Source organism: Rhodococcus sp. IEGM 1307, from assembly GCF_030056915.1.
Classification (GTDB): domain Bacteria; phylum Actinomycetota; class Actinomycetes; order Mycobacteriales; family Mycobacteriaceae; genus Rhodococcus_F; species Rhodococcus_F opacus_D.
Genome location: NZ_JASHKW010000136.1, coordinates 1 through 215, shown reverse-complemented (window position 1 = coordinate 215; position 215 = coordinate 1). Strand labels below are relative to the sequence as shown.

The following is a 215-nucleotide window of genomic DNA, read 5'->3' as shown; positions in this document are numbered from 1 at the left end:
TCTTTCTGCAGAACTACGGCGGCGAGGCCATCTTCCGGGTGGACCTGTATGCACTGCCCGGGTGCGCGATCCTGATCGCTCCCATGTTCCTCGCGGTGATCACCCGCACGGGGCGTCATGTCGTGCTCCACCGGGCGACCGCGGCGGTCGCCGCTGTGGGCCGGTGCGGCGCGGCCGTCGCGGGGCTGCAAGGCTATTACGGTCTGTGGTCGCTG

The 215-nt window shown here is 69.3% G+C and carries 1 protein-coding gene; it reads left to right on the top strand.

Annotated features, from left to right (window positions below):
- A partial coding sequence (locus tag QM841_RS43075; protein ID WP_283336818.1) for a hypothetical protein occupies positions 1-215 on the top strand: 215 nt, incomplete at both ends.